Consider the following 16,385-nt stretch of genomic DNA (forward strand, 5'->3'; position numbering starts at 1 on the left):
AGCGGTCCACGGCCACCCCTCTCACGGTTGTGACCCGACCATACCAACCGGACGGTATGGAGTCTCGGTCACGCCCGAAGTTCGTGCACCACCTCGATCACTTCTCTGGCCACGCCCTTGATGCCGGGCAGATGCGACAGGCCGACCAGCCGGTCGACGAGCGGGACGACGCGGTCGATGAGCCGATAGGTGCGGGCGCAGCCGGGCGAGTTGTCGTGGACCCAGAACAGCACGACCCCCATCCACAGCAGCCACAGCAGTTCGGGAAGCTCCTCGCGCAGCTCGTCGTCCATCCGTCCGGCCGATCCCTCGACCACCTCCCGATAGAGCGCGATGGCCGACTCGCGGGCGGGCGCCGACTCGGCGCTGAACGGGCTGAGGGGATTGCTGGGCTCCGCCGCGTGCTTGAAGAACTTCACCGCGAACTCGTGGTAGGGCTCGGAGATCCGCACCCATTCCCGCAGCACGCCGCCGAGCCGCCCGGCGAACGACCTCTCGGCGGCGAACACCTCACGGCAGGCCGCCTCGTGCGTTTCCTGCGCGCGGTCGTAGTACGCCTGGATCAGCTGTTCCTTGGACCTGAAGTAGTAGTAGGCGTTGCCCACCGACACGCCGGCCTCCGCGGCGATGGCACGCATGGTGGTCGCTTCGTACCCCCGATCCCTGAACAACCGGAGGGCCGTCTCGACGATCTGCTCCCGTGTACTCTCGGCCACGCTCGTCACTGTACGGCTCGGGCCCGTGTCAGGTCATGAACCGACAAGATGATCCACGAGTCGCGGCAAACCACGTCGTGGCAGCGGGCAGGCCCTTACCCATGTGTGGCATTGAAGATCTCAGCCCCCGTCGTCGATAGAGGAAACGAGGCACGTGGAAGTCCGCCCGTCATGGCGGGGGCTGGCCGGCATCGGCACCGCCGTACTGATCTGCCTGCCCATGCAGCACACCAAGGACCCCCTCCCCCCTCCGTCACCCCCGCCCACTCCGGACGTGAGGGTGGAGGTCAAGGGAGAGATCTCCCTCCCGCCACTGCTGGCCGGCACGTTCATCGCCACGGTGAAGACCTGGAACACGACGGCGGCGGACGAGCGGATCGGCCACGAACGGGCGGCCGGCCTGCTGCTCGACGCCGGGGTGCGCCGGAAGTCGACCGGAGGCTGCACCGACCGCCGCCGCCCCTATTGCACGTCGCTGGAGGCGATCCGGTACGGCACGCTGATGCGCACCATCGACCTGCGGCGCGACAGCGGCTGCCCGGTGACGGTCACCGGCGGCACCGAGACCGGGCACGCCGACGGCCGCTACAGCCACGGCAACGGCTACAAGGTGGACCTCGCGCACAACCGGTGCCTCGACGCGTACATCACCGGCGTCTATCGCTACTGGCGCACGCGCGCCGACGGCGCGGCGCTTTACCGCGCCGCGCCGTCTGACGCTGGAGCCGATATATGGGCCGACGAGCCGACCCACTGGGACGTGCTGTTCCGGTGACGACCTACGCGAACTCGGTCGCGACCAGCGCGGCGATCTCCGCGGTGTTCAGCGCGGCGCCCTTGCGCAGGTTGTCGCCGCACAGGAACAGGTCGAGCGTGTTCGGGAAGTCGATCGCCTGGCGGATCCGCCCGACGTACGTCGGGTCGGTGCCCACCACGTCCGCCGGCGTGGGGAACACGCCGTTCGCGGGGTCGTCGAGCACCACGACGGTCGGCGCGGCGTCGAGGATCGCCCGGGCGCCGTCGACCGTGACCTCCCGCTCGAACGTCGCGTGGACGGCCAGCGAGTGGGTGGTCACCACCGGGACGCGCACGCAGGTCGCCGAGACCTTCAGGTCGGGAATGCCGAGGATCTTGCGCGACTCGTTGCGGACCTTCAGCTCCTCGGAGCTCCAGCCGCCGTCCTTGAGCGAGCCCGCGAACGGCACCACGTTGAGCGCCAGCGGGGCCGGGAACGGCGAGCCGGCCAGGTCGGGCACGGCCTTGCGCACGTCGCCCGCCACGGTGCCCATCGTCCGGTCGCCCGCGACGGCCTCCAGCTCGGCGTACAGCCGCTCCGGCCCGGCCACCCCGGCGCCGGACACCGCCTGGTAGGAGGCGACGACCAGCTCGCGCAGGCCATACTCGCGGTGCAGGGCGCCCATCGCGGCCATCATCGACAGCGTGGTGCAGTTGGGGTTCGAGATGATCCCCTTGGGCCGGTTGCGGGCCTGCTCGGGGTTGCACTCGGGCACCACCAGCGGCACGTCCGGGTCCATCCGGAAGGCGCCGGAGTTGTCCACGGCCACCGCGCCGCGCGAGGCGGCGATCGGCGCCCACTCGGCGGAGACCTCGTCGGGCACGTCGAACATCGCGATGTCGACGCCGTCGAACGCCTCCGGCGACAGCGCCTGGACGACGACGTCCTCGCCGCGCACGCTCAGCACCTTGCCCGCCGACCGCGGCGAGGCGATCAGCCGGATCTCGCCGTACGCGTCGGACAGGTCGGTGCGGCCGGTCAGGATGTCGAGCATGACGGTGCCGACGGCACCGGTCGCGCCGACAACGGCAAGTGTGGGCTTGCGGCGGGAGGCCTCTGCCTGCTCGCTGCGCTCGCTCATCGTCCGGTACCTCCGTAGACAACGGCCTCGACCTGGTCGGCGTCGAGGTCGAACGCGCGGTGGGCGGCGGCGACCGCGGTGTCCACCTCGTTCTGTCCCACGACGACGGAGATGCGGATCTCCGAGGTCGAGATCATCTCGATGTTCACCCCGGCGTCGGCCAGCGCGCCGAAGAACTTGGCGGTGACACCCGGGTGCGAGCGCATGCCCGCACCGATCAGGGAGACCTTGCCGATCTGGTCGTCGTACAGCAGCGACTCGAAGGCGACCTGGTTCTGGATCTTCTTCAACGCCGTGAGGGCCGTCTGGCTGTCGTTGGCCGGGAGCGTGAAGGAGATGTCGGTGCGACCGGTCGCCGCGGCCGACACGTTCTGGACGATCATGTCGATGTTGATCTCGGCGTCCGCCAGCGTGCGGAAGATCGCGGCCGCCTCGCCGACCTTGTCGGGCACCCCGACCACAGTGATCTTGGCCTCGCTCCGGTCGTGCGCGACCCCGGAGATGATGGGCTGCTCCACTTCGGTTCCTTCGCTGTAGGGGTCGGAGACGACCCAGGTGCCTTCCCTCGTGCTGAACGAGCTTCTGACGTGGATGGGCAGGTCGAACCTGCGGGCGTACTCCACGCAGCGCAGATGCAGGATCTTCGCGCCGCAGGCGGCCATCTCCATGGCCTCCTCGTAGGAGATCCGCGGGATCTGCCGTGCCGTACGGACGATGCGGGGATCGGCGGTGTAGATGCCGTCCACGTCGGTGTAGATCTCGCAGACGTCCGCGCCGAGCGCCGCCGCGAGCGCGACGGCCGTGGTGTCCGACCCGCCCCGGCCCAGCGTCGTGATGTCCTTGCTGTCCTGGGAGACGCCCTGGAACCCGGCCACGATCGCGATCTGGCCGGAGGCCACGGCCTCCTGGATGCGGCCCGGCGTCACGTCGATGATGCGCGCCTTGCCGTGCGTCGAGTCGGTGATCACGCCGGCCTGCGACCCGGTGAAGCTGCGCGCCTCGTGACCGAGGTTGGCGATCGCCATCGCGAGCAGCGCCATCGAGATCCGCTCACCCGAGGTCAGCAGCATGTCGAGCTCGCGGCCGGGCGGCAGCGGCGACACCTGCTGGGCGAGGTCGAGCAGCTCGTCGGTCGTGTCGCCCATCGCGGAGACCACCACCACGACGTCGTTGCCCGCTTTTTTCGTCGCGACGATCCGCTGGGCGACCCGCTTGATGCAGGACGCGTCGGCTACGGAGGAACCACCGTACTTTTGCACAACGAGCGCCACTGGAATCTCCAACGAATCAGGACGTGGAGCTCACAGTGTACTTGGACGTCCCAAACTGAGACCGGCACCGACCAGCATGTGGACGCCCCGCCGTCCGGTCAGACCGTGGTGCCCTCTTCCACCACGTCGAGCCGGGTGTGCGCGACCAGCGCCTGCAGCGCCCGCAGCGCCGCGCCCGCGTGGTTGCCCCAGGTGTTGAAGTAGGAGTACTGCCACCACCACAGCGCCTCAAGCGGACGGCCCGCCTGGTAGTGCCGCAGCCCGTGGATCAGGTCGGCCGCCACCGCCGCGAGGTCGTCCGACAGCCGGTAGGGCGTGACCACGGTGTCCTTGTAGGGGTCGAACACCTCGGCATAGTCGTCCACCGGGGCGAGGCGGGCGGCGAGAGCCGTACGGAGGGGATCGATGTCGGGGTCCTCGCTCAGCGCGGGCTCGACGTTGCCCTGGAGGATCACGTCCTGGGCGGCCCCGAGCTGGGTGCCCGCGAGGCTGACCTGGGCCACTTCCACCAGGAGGAGCGGCAGCGTCGCGTCGCCGCCCTCACCGCCGGCCAGGCGGGTGAGGCCGTCGATGAAGTTCTGCGCGTGTCCGGCGACGCGTGCGGCCAGGTCGTTCCACTCGTCAGACATCCAGCAGCCTCCGTCCTTCGAAAGCGCGGCCCAGAGTGACCTCGTCGGCGTACTCGAGATCACCGCCCACAGGCAGACCGCTGGCCAGTCGGGTCACTTTCAATCCCAGGGGCTTGACGAGCCTGGCCAGGTAGGTGGCCGTCGCCTCGCCCTCGAGGTTCGGGTCGGTCGCGAGGATGAGCTCGGTCACCTGGCCGTCGGCCAGCCGGGTCATCAGCTCGCGGATCTTCAGGTCGTCCGGGCCGACGCCGTCGATCGGGCTGATCGCCCCGCCGAGCACGTGGTAACGACCACGGAACTCGCGGGTCCGCTCGATCGCCACCACGTCCTTCGACTCTTCGACCACGCAGATGACGTGCGGGTCACGCCGCGCGTCGCGGCAGATCCGGCACTGCTCCTCTTCGGCCACGTTTCCGCACACGCGGCAGAAGCGCACCTTCTCCTTCACTTCGAGCAGCGCGTGCGCGAGCCGCTTGACGTCGGCCGGATCGGCCGCGAGGAGGTGGAACGCGATCCGCTGCGCGCTCTTGGGACCGACGCCGGGCAGCAGCCCGAGCTCGTCGATCAGGTTCTGGACGACCCCTTCGTACATGCTCTAGAACCCCGGCAGCTGGCCGCCGAGGCCGCCCCCGAGTCCCTGCGCGAGCGGGCCGAGCTTCTCCTGCTGCAGTTCCCCCGCGGCGCGTACGGCGTCCCGCACGGCGGCGAGCACGAGGTCCGCGATCGTCTGCGCGGTCTCCTCCGGGTCGCTCGCGTCGATGGCCAGCGGGCTGATCTCGAGGTCGAGAAGCTCTCCGCTGCCGTTGACGGTGGCGACGACCAGGCCGCCTCCGGCACTGCCCTCGACCTCGGCGTCGCTGAGCTCCTGCTGCGCGGTGACGAGCTGCTGCTGCATCAGCTGAGCCTGCTCCAGCAACTGCTGGAGGTTGACATCCCCTGGGTTCACGATGGTTGCGCTCCTCAGCGTCCAGCGACGTGTTCGTCGCGACCGAGCCTACGGCGTCCGCCCCCGTTTCCGCACCGGCGTGCGTACGTGTTCCGCGCCGGGTCGCGGGCGGGCGGACACCGGTTACCCCACCAGTCTCCGTCCATGCGGCCGCCGTTCTTCAGGCAGGGACGGCGCTCAGGAGTGGTCGATCTCCTCGATGATGCGGCCGCCCAGCTCGCGCTGGATCAGGGCCATGCCCGACAGCTCGCTGACGTCCGCGTCGTCGTCGTTGAGCGGGTCCACGTCGTCGTCCGGACGGGAGGATCCGCTCTTGCCACGGCCGGGCACCGTCTCCGGCCAGGCCTGTCGGGGGCCGGTCTGGGCGGCGGCCCTGGCCGCCGAGCGCGCCGCGGCCAGCCCGGGGCTCGGCGCGGACCGCGGCGCCGGACCCGAGGCCGAGGACGGCGACGGCGCGTCGTAGTCGTCGGACGGCGCGTCGGGCCACGTCTCGTCGGTCGTGCCCGCGGGCGACGCCGCGGGTGCGGCGGCCTTCCGCTCCGGAGCCGGGGCGGCCTTGGGAGCGGCGGCCGGCACGGGCGCGGGAGCCGCCGCGGCGGGCGGGGCGGTGGGTGCCGTTGGCGCGGGAGACGGCGCAGGGGACGGCGCAGGAGACGGGGCGGGCGGCTGCGGACCGGACGGCCCGCGCGTGGCGGGACCGTCCGGGCCGGGGCCCGAACCGCCGACGACGACGTCGACGCGCCAGGTGCCGCCGAGCACGTCGCCGAGCGCGGCGGCCACCACCTCGTCGCGCTTGCCCTTGAGGAAGCCCTGCACGTCGCCCGGCTTCTCGAAGCCGACGGTCACGACGTTGCCCTCGACGCCGAGCAGCCTGCCCTGCGCGTTGAGGATCATCCAGGCCACCCGCTGGCGGTTCTTGATCGCTTCGAGCACCTGGGGCCAGGCCTGCTGCACCGGCCCGCCGCCCACGGCGGGGGCCTGGGCCTGCTGCGCCTGTGGAGGCGGCGTCGCCGCCCCGGCGCCGGGCCGTACGGGGGTCGGCCAGTCGTCGGCCGCCGGAGCCGGTGCCGAGGTAGGAGCCGGTGCGGCGGGCGCGGGCGGTGGAGCAACGGGAGCCTGCGGAGCCGTGGACGCCGGTGGCACTGTGGACACCGGTGGCACTGTGGACACCGGTGGCACTGTGGACGCCGGAGGCACTGTGGACGCCGGAGGCACTGTGGACGCCGGAGGCACTGCGGGCATCGGCGGCGCGATGGTGTGGGTCCCGGCCGCGACCCCGCGTTCCAGCCGTTCGAGCCGGGTCAGCAGCGCCGCCTCGCCCTGGTCGGCGCCGGGCAGCAGCACGCGGGCGCACATCAGCTCCAGCAGCAGCCGGGGGGAGGTAGCGCCGCGCATCTCGGTCAGCCCGGCGTTGAACACCTCGGCCGCCCGGGTCAGCTCGGCGGGGCCCATCGACGCCGCCTGCGCCTGCAGGCGCTCCAGCTCGTCGGCCGGCCGGTCGAGCAGGCCGCTGCCCGCCGCCTCGGGGACGTTGGAGAGGATCACCAGGTCACGGAAGCGTTCGAGCAGGTCCGTGGCGAAGCGGCGCGGGTCGTGACCGCCCTCGATCACCCGGTGCACGGCCTGGAACACGGCCGCGCCGTCCCGCTTGGCGAACGCGTCGACCACCTCGTCCAGCAGGTCGCCGTCGGTGTAGCCGAGCAGGGACACCGCCCGCTGATAGGTGATGCCGGACTCGTCGGCGCCCGCGAGAAGCTGGTCGAGGATCGACAGGGTGTCCCGGGCCGATCCCGCGCCCGCCCGTACGACCAGCGGTAACGCGGCCGGCTCGTACGGCACCGATTCGGAGTCGAGGATCTCCTCCATGAGGCGGCGCAGGGTCGCGGGCGGCATCAGCCGGAAGGGGTAGTGGTGGGTGCGGGACTTGATCGTCCCGATGACCTTCTCCGGCTCGGTGGTCGCGAAGACGAACTTGAGGTGCGGCGGCGGCTCCTCCACCAGCTTCAGCAGCGCGTTGAAGCCCTCACGGGTGACCATGTGGGCCTCGTCGATGATGTAGATCTTGTAGCGCGCCGAGACGGGAGCGAAGAAGGCCCGCTCACGCAGGTCGCGGGCGTCGTCCACACCGCCGTGCGACGCCGCGTCGATCTCGATGACGTCGAGGTGGCCGGGCCCGGTGGGGGCCAGCGCGACGCACGACTCGCACTCCCCGCAGGGGTCGGGCGTGGGGCCCTTCTCGCAGTTCAGCGACCGGGCGAGGATGCGGGCGCTGGAGGTCTTGCCGCAGCCGCGCGGGCCGCTGAAGAGATAGGCGTGGTGAATCCGGCCGCTGCGCAACGCCTGGCGCAACGGGTCGGTGACGTGCTCCTGCCCCTTGACCTCGGCGAATGTCCCTGGCCTGTACTTGCGGTACAGCGCAAGACTCATGCCGCCTCCTCGGAGGGTCGACCCGGCCGGAGTACCCCGCTAACGGAGAGACCCCTCGCACACCCGCCAGAGCCCGCTTATCCTTGCTGCCTTCCGGCCCTGGGGAGGTTCACAGGATGACGCCGCGCGAGGGGTCCGTTGCACAGTCTAGCCACTCGGCGGCCGTGCGCGGGCCGTCGAGACAACAGTCGAAACCACGCCGGAAAGTGGGCTAAGCTGTCCGACGGAGGATTCGCCTAGTTGGCCTAGGGCGCACGCTTGGAAAGCGTGTTGGGGGCAACCCCTCAGGAGTTCGAATCTCCTATCCTCCGCGCAGTTGGTTGAGCAGCAAAACGCGAAAGGCCCGGTCGATCCAGCCGGGCCTTTCGCGTATCCGGGATTCACCAGGGGATCGGCCCGGCGTCGTCGAAGAGTCCGCCGGTCGGGCCGTCGTCGGGCAGGGTCGCCAGCTTGATCGCGATCGCCGCGCCCTGTTCTGGCGTACGGACGCCGCGGAAGCCGTTCAGGTCGGTCGCGCAGAAGCCCGGGCAGCCGAGGTTGATCAGGATGTTCGTGTCGCTCAGCTCCTTGGCGTACTGCACGGTGACGGCGTTGAGGAACGTCTTCGAGGGCGCGTAGGCCGCGGAGATCGGGCCCGTTTCGGCGCCCGGAGCGCTCTGCCGGGTCAGCGAGCCGACGGTGCTGGACATGTTCACGATCCGCGGGGATGCCGAGCGGCGCAGCAGCGGCAACATCGCGTTGGTGACGCGGATGACGCCGATCACGTTGGTCTCCACGACCGCCCGCATCGTGGCGGGGTCCACCGTGGTGGGCGTCTGCGGCATGCCCCCGGTGACCGCCGCGTTGTTGACGAGCACGTCGAGACGTCCCGCGCGCTCCTCGATCAACTCGGCGGCGGCGGCCACGCTCGCGTCGTCGGTCACGTCGAGCGGCACGCCGAACGCGTCGACCCCCGCCGAGCGCAGCTTCTCCACCGCGGACTCGCGACGCTCGTCGTCCCGGGCGCCGACGCCGACACTCCAGCCGAGGGCGCCGAGGCCGGCCGCGATCTCGAATCCGATCCCCTTGTTCGCGCCGGTGACCAGCGCGATCGTCTGTTCGCTCATGCGTCTCATCCTGGGCGCGACCCCGCCGGAACCTCCAACACCGTTTGGTCCACCATCGATACCTCGCGGGTATCGATCCCGTGCTCCCCGGAGATAGCGTGGCGGCATGGAGACGCGGGAGCTGCGGTATTTCGTCACCGTCGCCGAGGAGCTGCACTTCGGACGGGCCGCGCAACGGCTCGGGATCGCGCAGCCGCCGCTGTCACGGGCGATCGGCCGGCTCGAACGGCGGCTCGGCGTGGCGCTGTTCGAGCGCACGAGCCGCTCGGTCGCGCTGACCGAGGCCGGGTCGGTGCTGCTGCAGGAGGGCAGGGCGGCCCTCGACGCGGTCGAGGCCGCCGAGCGCCGCACCCGCCGCACCGCGCTCGCCGCGACCGGCAGCCCCGGCCTGGTCCTCGTCACGAAGGCCGGTGCGGCCGGCGAGCTGCTGCCCAAGCTGCTCGACGCGTACGCCGCCGAGCCCGGCGCGGTCGCGGTCGACGTGCTGTTGTGCGGCATCGGCGAGCAGGAGCGGCTGCTGCGCGACGGGCGGGCCGACGTGGCGCTGCTGCACCGGCCGTTCGACTCGGCGTCGGGATTCGACACCGAGGAGCTGCGTACGGAGGGGCAGGTGGCCGTCCTGCCGGCCGGGCATCCCCTGGCCGGCAGGACGCACGTGCTGATGGCCGACGTCACCGCCCTGCCCGGACTGCCGATGCCGCGCTGGCCCAACCTCGACGGCACCTACCCGGACGGTCCCGGTCCGCAGGTCCGCGACCACGCGCAGCTGCTCCAGCTGATCGCGCTCGGCCGGGCCGCGGCGGTGTTGCCGGAGTCGACGCGGGCCTATCTGCACCCCGACCTCGCCGCGGTGCCCGTTCTGGACGCCCCGGAGGTGACGACGCTGATCGCGTGGCCGCCGCACAGCCGCTCGCAGGCCGTCGCCGGCCTGGTCCGGGCCGCCACCCGTCTCTAGATCGTGTCCCCCTAGGGTGGGCCGCATGGAACTGATCGACTTCCCGGCGAGTCCGCGTGCGGGAGACCTCGACGTCCGGTGGATCCACGGCTCGGAGTCGGCCAAGCACAACACCGACCCCGACATCCAGGTGCACCGCTACGACGAGCACACGTACGTCCTGCGCCAGAACAAGGCGATCAACTACGAGGCGCCCTTCATGTTCCTGATGTTCGGGAACACCCGGGCGCTCCTGCTCGACACCGGCGCGACCGCCTCACCCGCGTACTTCCCGCTGCGCCGGACGGTGGACGAGATCGTGGACCGCTGGCTGGCCGATCACCCCCGCGAGGACTACGGGCTCGTCGTCGCCCACACGCACGGCCACGGCGACCACATCGCGGGCGACGGCCAGTTTCGCGACCGCCCGCACACGGTGATCGTGGACCCCGCGCCGGAGCGCGTACGCGAGTTCTTCGGCCTCGGCGACGATCTCGACGTGCCCGGGTCCGTCGACCTGGGCGGCCGCGTCCTGGACGCGGTGGCGAGCCCCGGGCACCACAAGGCGGCGGTGACCTTCTACGACCGCGCCACCGGCCTGCTGCTGACCGGTGACACCGTCTATCCCGGGCGGCTGTACGTCGCCGACTGGCCGGCGTTCGAGCAGACCATCGACCGCCTGGTGAAGTTCGCCGAATCCCGCCCCGTCACCCACGTGCTCGGCTGCCACATCGAGATGACCACCACGCCGGGCGAGGACTACCCGATCCGCACCACCTATCAGCCCGACGAGCCGCCGCTCCAGATGACGGTGGAGCACCTGCGGCGGATCCGCGACGCGGTGGCGGAGATCGGCGGACGGCCCGGCGTGCACGTCTATCCCGAGTTCATCGTCTACGCGTAGCGCTCAGATCCAGGAACGCAGCAGCATGCGGCTCAGCCAGGCGTCGTACGGCATGGGCACGGCGGTGAGCACGGGCGACAGCCACCAGAAGTTCACCAGCGCGAGCAGCGTGAACGCGCCCACCACCGCCGCCCCCGTGGAGCGCCGCGCGGCCGGCGCGCCCGGCGGCCCGAGGACGAGCCCGCATGCCAGCACGATCGCGAGGACCATGAACGGCACCGCCGGGAGGGCGTAGAACAGGTACATCGTGCGGTCGTCGGCCAGCGCGAAGTAGAACCACGGCAGCCATCCCGCGCCGTAGGCGAGCAGGACGGCGCCCGCCCGCCAGTCGCGGGTCGCCAGATACCACGCCGCCATCGCGACCAGCGCGAGCAGCCCGCCGTACCAGATCACCGGGGTGCCGGTCCCGAGGATCTCCTGCGAGCAGGAGGCGGCGCCGCACGTGCCGTCGGGCGACCGGTAGAAGAACGCGACCGGCCGCAGCAGCAGCGGCCAGGTCCACGGGTCCGACTGGTAGTCGTGGTGGGTGCTCAGCCCCTGGTGGAAGCCGAACACCTGGCTCTGGTAGTCCGCCAGCGAGCGGAGCGAGTCGAAGACGAAGTAGACCCAGCCGTTCGAGGTCGCGCGGTCCCAGTTGCGGCCCCATCCCCCGGCCGAGGCGAACCACCCGGCGAACGACGCGACGTACACGGCGACCGGCACGGCGCCGAGCCAGGCGAGGCCGAGCGGCCAGTCGAGGCGGGCCGCTTGCCGGTAGGGCCGGGACAGGCCGACGGCACGCCGTGCCCCGCAGTCCCAGACGAGCGTCATGACCGCGAACGCCACGACGAACAGCAGGCCGGTCCACTTGGTCGCCGACGCCGCGCCCAGGCACACCCCGGCCGCCAGCCGCCAGGGCCGCGGGCCGAGCCGGGGCGGAGGCCCGTGCAGGTCGGAGGTGCGATACCACTCCGTCAGGCGGGTGCGGGCCGCGTCTCGGTCGGCGACCAGGCAGGCGAAGCCCGCGAGCACCCAGAACATGAGGAAGATGTCGAGCAGCGCGGAGCGCGACAGCACGAGGTGCAGGCCGTCGAGGGCCAGCAGCAGCCCGGCGAGGCAGCCGAGGAGGGTCGAACGGGTCATCCGGCGGGCGGTCCGCGCCAGGACCAGCACGCTGAGCGTGCCCGCGAGCGCGGCGACGAACCGCCACCCGAACGGCGTGACGCCGAAAAGCCACTCGCCCGCCCCGATGAGCCATTTGCCGAGCGGGGGGTGGGCGACGTACGCGGCACACTCCTCGACCGTCCCGCACGCCTTGAACACGTCCGTGTCCCCGCGTACGAACGCCTGGTCGGCCCCGTCGGCGAACTGCCGCTCGACCCCGAACCTGATCAGCGAGTAGGCGTCCTTGGCGTAGTAGAGCTCGTCGAAGACGAAGGCGTGCGGAACATCGAGGCGATAGAAGCGGAGAAATCCCCCGAAAGCGGCCACGGCCAGCGGGCCGAACCACCCCCGCCCGCCCGGCATCGGCGGAACCAGCCGGGGTAAGGCGGTCAGAGGCACGCGGTGATCCTAACCCGGCAAAACCCGAAGATCAGGGCAAGACGGATCCGGCATGGCGGCCGCCTCGCATGATCACGCTTATCCAGGGCAGTAGCCCCGCCAAGCCACCACTCCATCAGGAGCGTCGCAGATGGATTTCGATGACCGAGCGCAACTCGACGCCTCGCAGGTCGAGGACGTCGGCCGTGGAGGAGGGTTACGCGGCGGGGGTCTGGCCGTCGGCGGCGGAGCCGCCGGCATCATCGCCCTCATCCTGGCCCTGATCTTCGGCGTCAACCCCGGCGACATCACGGGCCGCGACGAGCCCACCGGCCTGCAGCCGACCAGCGACCTGAGCGCGCAGTGCAAGACCGGCGCCGACGCCGACCAGTCGGAGAAGTGCCGGGTCGTGGGCGTCGTCAACAGCATCCAGAAATACTGGGGCGAGCAGATCGACGGCTATTCCGGCGCGAAGACCACGCTGTTCTCCGGCGGGGTGCAGACCGGCTGCGGCGCCGCGGACTCCTCCGTCGGCCCCTTCTACTGCCCCGCCGACAAGCACGTCTATCTCGACCTTTCGTTCTTCGACGAGCTCCAGTCGCGGTTCGGGGCCAAGGGCGGCCCGTTCGCCCAGGCGTACGTGATCGCCCACGAGTACGGCCACCACGTGCAGGACCTGCTCGGCACGATGAACCGGGCCGGCCAGGACCAGGGCGCGCAGAGCGGCTCGGTGCGGCTCGAACTCCAGGCCGACTGCTACGCCGGCGTGTGGGCCAAGAACGCCGTGGACACCGGCTTCTACGCCAAGCCGTTCACCGACGCCGACATCCAGGAGGCGCTCGACGCCGCCGCGGCGGTGGGCGACGACCACATCCAGGAGCAGATGCAGGGCAGGGTCAACCCGGACGCGTTCACCCACGGCACCTCCGCCCAGCGGCAGAAGTGGTTCACGAACGGCTACGCGTCGGGCGACCCGGCGCGCTGCGACACCTTCTCCGGGGGCATCTGAGACCGTGAAAAGGGCCTCGGGCGCGAACCTTTGCGTCGTTCTCCTAAACTACATACCGTGATCTTTAAGTTGGTCGGCGACGGACGGCCCTATCCCGAGCACGGACTGTCGTCCCGCGAGTGGGCGCAGATCCCGCCCCGGCAGGTCCGGCTCGACACTCTGATCACCACGAAAGCGGTGCTCGACCTGCACTCGTTGCTGGCCAAGGACTCGACCTTCTACGGCGACCTGTTCCCCCACGTGGTGCAGTGGAAGGGCGAGCTCTACCTGGAAGACGGCCTGCACCGCGCCCTGCGCGCCGCCCTCCACCAGCGCTCGGTGCTGCACGCCCGCGTGCTGGAGGTCCAGGACTAGGGCGCTTCCCGGGCGAGATCCACTGTCCGGCTGCTTCGGTAGCCTGACGGTCATTTAGTTTGACCTGCCCTCGAAAGAAGGGAGCCGGACAGTGCCCGACGACGCCGGACTCCACGCCCTCCGCGAGGCGGCTCGGCTGTCTCCCGACAACCTTCCCCTGCGACGCCACCTCGCCGAGCAGCTTCTGACCAAGGGCTACCTCGCCGAGGCCGAAACCGAGTTCCGCGCCGCCCTCGTGCTGGCGCCCCAGGACCCGGACGTCATCACCGGTCTCGCGGAGGCCTTCGTACGGCAGAGCGCGTACGGCGCCGCGCTGTCGGTGCTGGAACCGCTCCTCGCGGATCCCGGGCACGCGCCGCGCGCCGGGCTGCTCGCCGCGAGGGCGCTGCTGGGCGAGGGCGACGTGGCCGGGGCGGCGCGCCGGTATCACGACGCGGTCGCCCGTGATCCCTCGCTGGCCGACCCCGGCCTCGCCGAGCGACTGACGCCCCAGCCCCAGCCCGTCACACCCGCCCCGCCGTACGCGCCGGAAACGCCCCTTAACCGCGCAGAGGACCCCGACGACGCCGAGGCCGAGCGCTCGGGCGTCACGTTCGCCGACGTGGCCGGCATGGAGGCGGTCAAGGAGTCGCTGCGGGTGAAGCTCCTGCTCCCCCTCCAGCAGCCCGAGCTGTTCGCCGCGTTCGGCAAGCGGGCGGGCGGCGGCGTGCTGCTGTACGGCCCTCCGGGCGCGGGCAAGACCCACCTGGCCAGGGCCGCGGCCGGCGAGCTCGGCGCGGCGTTCATCAGCGTCGGGCTGGCCGACATCCTCGACATGTACATCGGCTCCAGCGAGCGCAACCTGCGGGCCACGTTCGAGATGGCCCGCCGCCACCGGCCGTGCGTGCTCTTCTTCGACGAGGTGGACGCGCTGGCCGCGCGCCGGTCCGACATGCGGCAGGCGCACACCCGGCAGCTGGTCAACCAGTTCCTGGCCGAGCTCGACGGCGTGGAGGAGCACGCCAACGAGGGCGTCCTGGTGCTGGCGGCCACCAACGCGCCCTGGTACATCGACGCGGCCTTCCGGCGTCCCGGGCGGTTCGACCAGATGGTGTTCGTGCCCCCGCCCGACGCCTCGGCGCGCGCCGCCATCCTGCGCATCCTGTGCCGCGACAAGCCGCTCGCCGAGATGGATTACGACGCGGTGGCGAAGGTCACGGACGGCTTCGTCGGCGCGGACCTCAAGGGCGTGGTCGACCGCGCGGTGGAGACCAAGCTGCGCCAGTCGATCAGCGCGGGCCGTCCCCTCCCGCTGACGACGAACGACCTGCTCACCGTGGCCCAGGCGACGCGGCCGACGGCCGTGAAGGAGTGGCTGGGCACCGCACGCAACTACGTGCTGCACGCCAACGACTCCGGCGCGTGGGACGAGCTGATGCCCTGGATCGACGGCAAGACCGGCAAGACCGGCATGACGGGCATGAAGGGCATGAAGGGCAGATGGTGACCGCCGCACCGCTGGAGCGGGCGCGGACACTGCTGGAGCTGAACCGTCCCGCGGAGGCCGAGCGGGAGCTGCGGGGCCTGCTCGCCGAGGAGCCCCAGAACGTCAGCGGGCACGCCTTCCTCGCGGTGGCGCTGGCGCGGCAGCGCAGGCCGGCCGAGGCGATCGGCGAGGCCGCGGAAGCCGTACGGCTCGCGCCGGACCACTGGTTCCCGCACTACGTGGCCGGTCAGGCGTACTACCGTGCGGGCCTGCCCGGGGAGGCCGCCGAGGCGACACGGGCGTGCCTGGAGCTCGCCCCCGAGCATGCCCCGGCCTGGGAGCTGCTGGCCCGGGTGCACGTCGACGCCGCGCAGTGGCCGCAGGCCGCCGACGCGGCACGCCACGGGCTCGCCCTCGCACCCGAGGACGCCGACCTGGCCGGCCTGCTCGCGGTGGCCCTCACCATGCTCGGCGACGCCGCCGGAGCCAAGGAGGCCGCCGCGAGGGCCGTGGGGCTCGATCCCGAGAGCGCCCTGGCCCACCTGGCGTACGGACGGGCGCAGCTCGCCTTCGGCTCACCCGGCGAGGCCGCCCGCGCGTTCCGCGAGGTGCTCCGCCTGTCTCCGGGGTTCGACCAGGCCAGGGATCTCCTGGTGATGGCGCTCAAGCAGCGCAACCCCGTCTATCGTCTGCTCGCGCGACTGCGCGGCACGTTCTTCGGCGGATGGCGGATGCTGCTCCTGCTGCCCGTCGCGCCCCCGGTCATCGCCCTGTTCGTCCTCATCGCGCTCCTGCACTGGGCGGCCTGGGTGGCCGAGGCGGTCACCACGCTGCGCCTGGCCCGCGCCAGGGCCACCCGGCTGCTCTTCGAGGGCGCGGAGGCGCGCATGGCCCTCGTGTGCTGCTGCCTGCCTGTCGTGGGCGCGGCGCTGCTCGTCACGGGCGTGGCGACCACCCAGGAGGCGGTGGGCACGGGCGGCGCGGCGATCATGGCGCTGGTCACCCCCGTGCAGGAGGCGGCGCACACGAGCGCGCCCCGGGGCCGGGCCCTCCTGTACGGCTGGGCGATCCTTCTGGGACTGGCCGCCGCCCTGGCGATGCTCCTGTCCTCCACCTCCGGCGCGCTGCTCACCGCCTACGCCGCGCTGGCCGGCATCTGGATCGCGGCCGGCGTACGGCGCCTGACCACCCCCCGGCCGAGCGCCCTCTGAACGCACGAGAGCCGC

At 71.6% G+C, this 16,385-nt stretch carries 16 protein-coding genes, 1 tRNA gene and 1 other RNA gene; 8 read left to right on the forward strand and 10 right to left on the reverse strand.

Annotation, left to right across the window (positions count from 1 at the left end):
- Positions 1–68: 68 nt before the first annotated feature.
- Complete coding sequence (locus OHB01_RS09500) at positions 69–716, reverse strand: TetR/AcrR family transcriptional regulator (RefSeq protein WP_244312735.1); 648 nt, start codon at positions 714–716, stop codon at positions 69–71.
- Positions 717–870: 154 nt separating this feature from the next.
- Between OHB01_RS09500 and OHB01_RS09505 the strand changes: the two genes are divergently transcribed.
- Complete coding sequence (locus OHB01_RS09505) at positions 871–1,491, forward strand: hypothetical protein (RefSeq protein ID WP_142652220.1); 621 nt, start codon at positions 871–873, stop codon at positions 1,489–1,491.
- A gap of 4 nt (positions 1,492–1,495) precedes the next feature.
- Here the strand turns inward: OHB01_RS09505 and OHB01_RS09510 are convergent, their stop codons facing one another.
- The 7 genes from OHB01_RS09510 to ffs form a co-directional block, all read right to left on the reverse strand.
- Positions 1,496–2,593, reverse strand: a complete 1,098-nt coding sequence (locus OHB01_RS09510; RefSeq protein WP_142652218.1) for an aspartate-semialdehyde dehydrogenase — start codon at positions 2,591–2,593, stop codon at positions 1,496–1,498.
- A complete protein-coding gene (locus OHB01_RS09515) occupies positions 2,590–3,864 on the reverse strand; it encodes an aspartate kinase (RefSeq protein ID WP_142652216.1) in 1,275 nt (424 codons plus the stop codon). Before OHB01_RS09515 ends, OHB01_RS09510 begins: the two co-directional genes overlap by 4 nt.
- Positions 3,865–3,962: 98 nt before the next feature.
- The gene (locus OHB01_RS09520) at positions 3,963–4,493 is read right to left on the reverse strand and encodes a DUF5063 domain-containing protein (RefSeq protein ID WP_142652214.1); all 531 of its coding nucleotides are present in this window, start codon (positions 4,491–4,493) and stop codon (positions 3,963–3,965) included.
- Complete coding sequence (recR, locus tag OHB01_RS09525; RefSeq protein ID WP_142652212.1) at positions 4,486–5,085, reverse strand: recombination mediator RecR; 600 nt, start codon at positions 5,083–5,085, stop codon at positions 4,486–4,488. Before recR ends, OHB01_RS09520 begins: the two co-directional genes overlap by 8 nt.
- 3 nt (positions 5,086–5,088) lie before the next feature.
- Positions 5,089–5,439, reverse strand: a complete 351-nt coding sequence (locus OHB01_RS09530) for a YbaB/EbfC family nucleoid-associated protein (protein WP_030508658.1) — start codon at positions 5,437–5,439, stop codon at positions 5,089–5,091.
- Between the two features lie 177 nt (positions 5,440–5,616).
- The gene (locus tag OHB01_RS09535) at positions 5,617–7,866 is read right to left on the reverse strand and encodes a DNA polymerase III subunit gamma and tau (protein ID WP_328855230.1); all 2,250 of its coding nucleotides are present in this window, start codon (positions 7,864–7,866) and stop codon (positions 5,617–5,619) included.
- Between the two features lie 43 nt (positions 7,867–7,909).
- An RNA gene (gene ffs / locus OHB01_RS09540) (signal recognition particle sRNA small type) lies at positions 7,910–8,005 on the reverse strand.
- Positions 8,006–8,091: 86 nt separating this feature from the next.
- Here ffs and OHB01_RS09545 point away from each other — a divergent pair.
- Positions 8,092–8,177, forward strand: a tRNA-Ser gene (locus OHB01_RS09545).
- Between the two features lie 69 nt (positions 8,178–8,246).
- Here the strand turns inward: OHB01_RS09545 and OHB01_RS09550 are convergent.
- Positions 8,247–8,972, reverse strand: coding sequence for an SDR family oxidoreductase (locus tag OHB01_RS09550; RefSeq protein WP_328855231.1), 726 nt, complete (start codon positions 8,970–8,972; stop codon positions 8,247–8,249).
- A gap of 106 nt (positions 8,973–9,078) precedes the next feature.
- Between OHB01_RS09550 and OHB01_RS09555 the strand changes: the two genes are divergently transcribed.
- A complete protein-coding gene (locus OHB01_RS09555; RefSeq protein WP_328855232.1) occupies positions 9,079–9,927 on the forward strand; it encodes a LysR family transcriptional regulator in 849 nt (282 codons plus the stop codon).
- A gap of 25 nt (positions 9,928–9,952) precedes the next feature.
- A complete protein-coding gene (locus OHB01_RS09560) occupies positions 9,953–10,810 on the forward strand; it encodes an MBL fold metallo-hydrolase (RefSeq protein ID WP_328855233.1) in 858 nt (285 codons plus the stop codon).
- A gap of 3 nt (positions 10,811–10,813) precedes the next feature.
- Here OHB01_RS09560 and OHB01_RS09565 read toward each other — a convergent pair whose 3' ends face one another.
- Positions 10,814–12,316, reverse strand: a complete 1,503-nt coding sequence (locus OHB01_RS09565) for a dolichyl-phosphate-mannose--protein mannosyltransferase (RefSeq protein ID WP_142649626.1) — start codon at positions 12,314–12,316, stop codon at positions 10,814–10,816.
- A gap of 166 nt (positions 12,317–12,482) precedes the next feature.
- Here OHB01_RS09565 and OHB01_RS09570 point away from each other — a divergent pair, with 166 nt between their 5' ends.
- From OHB01_RS09570 to OHB01_RS09585, 4 genes are all read left to right on the forward strand, one after another.
- A complete protein-coding gene (locus tag OHB01_RS09570; protein ID WP_142649482.1) occupies positions 12,483–13,340 on the forward strand; it encodes a neutral zinc metallopeptidase in 858 nt (285 codons plus the stop codon).
- 57 nt (positions 13,341–13,397) lie between these two features.
- On the forward strand, positions 13,398–13,694 hold the full coding sequence (locus OHB01_RS09575) for a type II toxin-antitoxin system VapB family antitoxin (RefSeq protein ID WP_142649483.1): 297 nt from the start codon (positions 13,398–13,400) through the stop codon (positions 13,692–13,694).
- Between the two features lie 91 nt (positions 13,695–13,785).
- Positions 13,786–15,180, forward strand: a complete 1,395-nt coding sequence (locus tag OHB01_RS09580; RefSeq protein ID WP_328855234.1) for an AAA family ATPase — start codon at positions 13,786–13,788, stop codon at positions 15,178–15,180.
- Positions 15,174–16,370 (forward strand): tetratricopeptide repeat protein, encoded by a 1,197-nt coding sequence (locus tag OHB01_RS09585; protein WP_142649485.1) that lies wholly within the window; start codon positions 15,174–15,176, stop codon positions 16,368–16,370. The genes OHB01_RS09580 and OHB01_RS09585 overlap by 7 nt, the downstream gene beginning before the upstream one ends.
- The last annotated feature ends 15 nt before the right edge of the window (positions 16,371–16,385 follow it).

The sequence above is a fragment of the Microbispora hainanensis genome (assembly GCF_036186745.1).
GTDB lineage: Bacteria > Actinomycetota > Actinomycetes > Streptosporangiales > Streptosporangiaceae > Microbispora.

Bases quoted from the DNA above. Each gene is read 5' to 3' on its own strand.
- OHB01_RS09510 (WP_142652218.1), bottom strand. From the start codon at position 2,593: ATGAGCGAGCGCAGCGAGCAGGCAGAGGCCTCCCGCCGCAAGCCCACA.
- OHB01_RS09520 (WP_142652214.1), bottom strand. From the start codon at position 4,493: ATGTCTGACGAGTGGAACGACCTGGCCGCACGCGTCGCCGGACACGCG.
- recR (WP_142652212.1), bottom strand. From the start codon at position 5,085: ATGTACGAAGGGGTCGTCCAGAACCTGATCGACGAGCTCGGGCTGCTG.
- OHB01_RS09535 (WP_328855230.1), bottom strand. From the start codon at position 7,866: ATGAGTCTTGCGCTGTACCGCAAGTACAGGCCAGGGACATTCGCCGAG.
- OHB01_RS09550 (WP_328855231.1), bottom strand. From the start codon at position 8,972: ATGAGCGAACAGACGATCGCGCTGGTCACCGGCGCGAACAAGGGGATC.
- OHB01_RS09555 (WP_328855232.1), top strand. From the start codon at position 9,079: ATGGAGACGCGGGAGCTGCGGTATTTCGTCACCGTCGCCGAGGAGCTG.
- OHB01_RS09560 (WP_328855233.1), top strand. From the start codon at position 9,953: ATGGAACTGATCGACTTCCCGGCGAGTCCGCGTGCGGGAGACCTCGAC.
- OHB01_RS09565 (WP_142649626.1), bottom strand. From the start codon at position 12,316: ATGCCGGGCGGGCGGGGGTGGTTCGGCCCGCTGGCCGTGGCCGCTTTC.
- OHB01_RS09570 (WP_142649482.1), top strand. From the start codon at position 12,483: ATGGATTTCGATGACCGAGCGCAACTCGACGCCTCGCAGGTCGAGGAC.
- OHB01_RS09585 (WP_142649485.1), top strand. From the start codon at position 15,174: ATGGTGACCGCCGCACCGCTGGAGCGGGCGCGGACACTGCTGGAGCTG.